This window comes from Streptomyces sp. NPDC032198 (genome assembly GCF_040636975.1).
Classification (GTDB): Bacteria; Actinomycetota; Actinomycetes; order Streptomycetales; family Streptomycetaceae; genus Streptomyces.
Genome location: NZ_JBEZVL010000040.1, coordinates 1 through 4,348 on the forward strand (window position 1 = coordinate 1; position 4,348 = coordinate 4,348).

Annotated in this window: 4 protein-coding genes and 1 pseudogene; 4 read left to right on the forward strand and 1 reads right to left on the reverse strand. The window is 66.3% G+C overall.

Annotated features, from left to right (window positions below; all coding sequences use genetic code 11):
- Positions 1 to 495: 495 nt before the first annotated feature.
- Positions 496 to 573: pseudogene (locus AB0E78_RS41760) on the forward strand (AAA family ATPase); the annotation flags it as partial.
- A 299-nt stretch (positions 574 to 872) separates the two neighbouring features.
- On the opposite strand, the gene AB0E78_RS41765 reads toward AB0E78_RS41760, so the two are convergent.
- Positions 873 to 1,178: a DUF1330 domain-containing protein gene (locus AB0E78_RS41765; RefSeq protein ID WP_361844930.1), complete on the reverse strand. Its 306-nt coding sequence runs from the start codon at positions 1,176 to 1,178 to the stop codon at positions 873 to 875.
- 188 nt (positions 1,179 to 1,366) lie between these two features.
- Here AB0E78_RS41765 and AB0E78_RS41770 point away from each other — a divergent pair, with 188 nt between their 5' ends.
- The 3 genes from AB0E78_RS41770 to AB0E78_RS41780 all read left to right on the forward strand — a co-directional run bounded on the left by AB0E78_RS41770 (position 1,367) and on the right by AB0E78_RS41780 (position 4,128).
- Complete coding sequence (locus tag AB0E78_RS41770) at positions 1,367 to 2,269, forward strand: LysR family transcriptional regulator (protein WP_361844933.1); 903 nt, start codon at positions 1,367 to 1,369, stop codon at positions 2,267 to 2,269.
- A gap of 420 nt (positions 2,270 to 2,689) precedes the next feature.
- A complete protein-coding gene (gene tnpA, locus AB0E78_RS41775; protein WP_361844936.1) occupies positions 2,690 to 3,085 on the forward strand; it encodes an IS200/IS605 family transposase in 396 nt (131 codons plus the stop codon).
- 593 nt (positions 3,086 to 3,678) lie between these two features.
- The gene (locus AB0E78_RS41780) at positions 3,679 to 4,128 is read left to right on the forward strand and encodes a spore-associated protein (protein WP_361844938.1); all 450 of its coding nucleotides are present in this window, start codon (positions 3,679 to 3,681) and stop codon (positions 4,126 to 4,128) included.
- Positions 4,129 to 4,348 lie beyond the last annotated feature (220 nt).

A 4,348-nucleotide genomic window follows, 5' to 3' on the forward strand; every position in this document is an offset into this window, starting at 1 on the left:
TTGGGAGCGACGCGACGACATCCACGAGGCCTTCCTCGGCCTCGCCACCTGCCTGACCACCCACCGACACGTCCAACGTCTTTGTCAGGACCTCTTAAGGGCCGGGTCAAGTTGACTGGGGTGGAGACGGTCCGGCGGGTGGTGTTCGGCCGGAGGAGATCGCGGAGCTGCCTGGTGGTGGCCAGCCGGTGCTGGGCGAGCGCGGACAGCAGATGGTCGGGCAGCGGCTCGCCGGACTGGGGGAGTGTACGACGCGGCGGGACATCCCTTCTTGGCGGCAGCCATGGTGGAGCTCCTTGGTCAGCACGGAGTTGTTGCTGCCCTTGAGGAAGACCGCCGCCCCCCCCGACCAGACCACCGGCCATAAAGCCCCGACCACGGTCACGATGAGGCCACAACGGCCGCGGTAGGCCCGACCATGGTCTGGACTCGGTTTCTACGGCTCGGAGAGGGTGGTCAGCCGAAGGCGGTCAACGTCGTTGGTTACAGCGGTTTTGTATGGATGAGCTTGGCTGCACGGAACTCGACCGGCGTGGAGCCGAGTTGCTGTTCCAGGTGCTGACGGAGCGGGAACGGATGCAGGATGCGCTCATGGTCATCGAAGCCTTGTGTTCGCTGGACCGATCTGTCGTGTGAGGAACGGTTCGCTGTTCGCTTCGGGTGATGGTGAGTTTCGTCGACGAGGTCAGCGAGACAAGCCAGCTGGCCCGGATGTCGTGTCGCTTCTTCGATCCACCCGACAGGGATCAGGCCGTCGAGGACGTCCACGACGAACTGGGACGCGGGGCATGGCTTCGAACAGTCTCGTGAGTCGTCGCTCAGCACCGTGTGCGTATCAGGTGACAGATGCTCAGCGATGGCTGGGCCGGCGGTCAGTCAATGCCGTCGATGATGCGGAAGTCGCGCTCGAAGCCGTCGGGGAGGGCCACCAGCGCCTTCTGGTATGCCTCGCTCTCGTATGCCGCGACGGCCTGTTCAAAGCTGTCGAACTCGATCAGAACGACGCGTTGCGTGATTCCGGCCTCGTGGGCGACGACTCGACCGCCACGGGACGGGAGGAGGGACAGGAGGCGCCCGCCCCCAGCCTGCACAGCCGGACCGGCCAGCTTGTCGTAGGCAGCCAGCCCCTCAGGGCCGGAATCGGCGGGGTAGACACTGACCCAGTAACCCTTAGCCATGGAAACCTCCTGTGTTCGGCCGGACACGTCCGACGTCGAATTGACGCATCGATCGATCGATCCCGGCGACGGGCACTGCGGGCAGTTGAATCGCCATAGGCGCAGGTTAGGGCTTGATATGCGGCCGAGGGAAAGACCGGTACGGGCTAGGCTCAGAACGGATCGTTATCAATCGGCAGGGAGGCAACGTGGCACCGGACACGGTGAGCCTGCGTTACTTCCTGGTACTGGCGCAGGAGTTGAACTTCACCCGCGCGGCCGCTCGCATCGGTATCGCACAGCCCGCACTCAGCTCCCGGATACGCCGATTGGAAGCGGAACTCGGTACAGCCCTGCTGGTCCGCAACACGCGTAGCGTCGGGTTGACCACGGCCGGTGCGGCATTGGCGGAGTCCGCGCCGCCCGCGCTGGCGGCGCTGGACCGGGCATGGGACACCGCCCGCAGCGCGGCAGCCGGTGAACTGGGCACGCTCCGCATCGGATACAGCCTCAGCGCCGGGGCCGAAACAGCACCAGCCCTCGTGGACAGGCTGATGCGGGGCAACACCGGACTCGAGGTCGCCGCGGTCCCGATGGCGACACCGGAGATCTCCCCCGCGGTCGCCGAGGGCCGCATCGATGCCGGGATCACCCGCGGTGAACAGCCGGGCCGTGGCGTGCGCCGGTCCCTGCTGCGGCGTGCGCGCATCGGGGTCCAGCTGGCGCAGCACCATCCGCTGGCCGAACACCCGGAGGTCGAGATCGCCGACGCTGCCGCGTATCCGCTGCGACTCCCGGACCGTGCGACCAACCCCGTGATCCACGATCAGCTGTCCGCACTGTTCCAAGACACCCGACCACACCCCCGATTCCACACGCCCGCGGTCTCTTTCGACATGTCTCAACGCGACCTGCGCGACGGGCTCACCCTCGCCCCGGCCGGAGAAGCCGCGGCCACGGCACAACCGGCCGGTCTCACCTGGCGACCGCTGCGAGGCGCGCCCAGCCTGACGCTCCACCTGGTCCTCCCACAAGAGCAGTCGCCGCTGCACCGCCGCATCCGCGCCGTCGCCAAAACCCTGGCGCACGAGCTGCACTGGCTGCCGGACTGACGCGCAAAAGGCCAAGCGAGACGGACGCCTGCGGGGGCAAGGCCGAAGACGACGTCGATGCGATTCTGGCGAAGTTCTCTGGTGGGGGCGCCGTCGGCGAGCCCAGATAGAGCATGGGGTCCGTCGAGGCAAATGACGGCTGAGTCGTCGCCGAGGTGGGATACGGCGATGGTGAACGTTCCGTGTGCAGACGCGTGGCCTCGCGCAGCGTGCCGTCGTTATCACCGCGAAGTCCGCTGGGTGCCACCTCGCCGCCTGCACCCAGCACGACATCGACGACTGGCTGGCCACCAACATCTGGGTCCGCTATCTCGCCCGGACCTTCCTGGTCTGGTCAGTACGAAACCGTCATGCGCACTGCGCCCTGGCCCCGATCCCGCCCAAGGGTGCGTCGATGGGCCTTGTCAAGCAAGATCAACGATGGGCCCACGTCCGCCGGCTCGTGAAGGGCGGACTCGACACCACCACCCGCGTCGCTACCGGCACGGTGTCTCCGATGACGCCATGCTCAAACGGTACGAGGAGAGCATGCGGGAGGTGTGCGGCAAGTTCGAGGTGGAGCTGCGGGAGTTCAACGGCGAGACCGACCACGTCCACCTGCTCGTGCACTACCCGCCGAAGATCGCATTGTCCAAGCTGATCAACTCCCTCAAAGGCGTCAGCTCCCGATACCTGCGCGCCGAGTACACCGGCCGGAACAACCGGACCGAGATGGGCTCCGCCTTCTGGTCGCGCTCCTACTTCGCCGTCTCGTGCGGGGGCGCCCCACTTACCGAGATCCGTCAGTACATCGAGCAGCAAGAACATCCGCTGTGATCTGCGGGTCACAGCGGTCCTGAGATGCGTTTCCCTCCCCGGCTGAAGCCGGGGATACCCACGCAAGATGAAGGATGGCTCGATTGCCGCGAAATCGGTGAGGACCACGCCGTTGCGGCGCCGCGACAGGCCCGGCGCGAGGCCGCCGTGCCGCGGTGCGTACTGGAGGGCGCTCGGCAAGGTCGAGCCTGCCAAGTCGTACAGAGCGAGCTCTTGCTCCCCAACCAAGCGTGAGCCGTGGCACCGCAGCCAGCTGCCGTTTACCGCTGGCATGATGCGCGGTGACCTCCTGCCTGCGTTCGTGGACAGTGAGGTTCCGCATCAGGCGTGGGCCTTGACCTGGACGGAGGCGAGCCAGTGCCGCTTCCCCCCCCGGCCGTGCAGTTGGCGTGGGTGAGAGAAGAGTGCCAGCCCACCGTCACGATCGGCGCTGTCCGGGTGCGATCTATACCCTGCCAAGCGCATACAGGGGGCAGGGTTTTCGGACAATTAATCGGTTATCAGCCACACCGTAGAACACAGGACAACCCTTCCCCCAGCGGACGTGTCACACCTAGCAGGAAGAAACACTTCAAGCGACACAAGGGGGAGATATGGAACTTAAGCGTGCCATGTTGTCCGTAGCTGCGGTGACTGCGCTGGCGGCTGGCTCCACAGTGGTCCTGTCGTCATCGGCATCTGCGGCGGCGAACACTACCCCGCAGAAGGTCTGCGGAAGCAGCTACAAGACCGTCAACTCCGCACCGGTGGGCTCGCTGGGCACCGTCTACCTGACGTACAACGCCTCCACCGGCCGCAACTGCGTGGCCACCATCCGCAGCACTCCCGGAACGGCCGTGGACACGGGGACGTGGATCTACGTCGCCGACACCGACCAGGGGGCCTCTGACTCCGGCAACTACACGTCCTACGCCGGGCCGGCCACCGTCTACGGCAAGGGCCACTGCGTCGACTGGGGCGGGAACATCAAGAACGTCTATGTGTCCGTCTACGGCTCCAACTGTGCCGCACTGAAGGAGAAGCGGGTCACCTCCATCCACTGAGGCCTTGCCGCGGGGTCGGCCTCCCCAGCACGGTGGTCGGCCCCCGACCGGACTGATGCCACCTCCCAGCAGCCGCTACCACCAGGGCTGCGTCTGCCCGAGCGGTGGATCCGGCCGGAGTCCTTAGAGGTCCTGACAAAGACGTTGGACGTGTCGGTGGGTGGTCAGGCAGGTGGCGAGGCTGAGGAAGGCCTCGTGGATGTCGTCGCGTCGCTCCCAG